We start from the raw sequence: 236 nt of genomic DNA on the forward strand, positions 1-236 counted from the left end.
TCGTCCAATTCGCCCATCAGCGACACCTGCCGCTCGATCTGGTCGAGATTGGTGGCGGCGCGACGCCAGAACACACCCTCGCGCTGGGCGGCGTCGGCGGCGAGCATGCCGTCGGCGACCTGCCGCTCGACCTCGCCGGCCTCCGCCAGCCCGATCGCCACGCCGACGTCGATCCGCCGCCCGCCCACCTCGACCGGTTGCAGCAGGATCGAGCGCAAGCCTTGAAGCTGCCCCTC

The 236-nt window shown here is 71.6% G+C and carries 1 protein-coding gene; it reads right to left on the reverse strand.

What is annotated here, in order from left to right:
• Positions 1-218: hypothetical protein (locus tag AC0IYH_RS33940; protein ID WP_471838867.1), on the reverse strand; the 218-nt coding region annotated here is incomplete at its 3' end.
• Between the last annotated feature and the right edge of the window lie 18 nt (positions 219-236).

This window comes from Pseudomonas sp. AC463 (assembly GCF_979253585.1).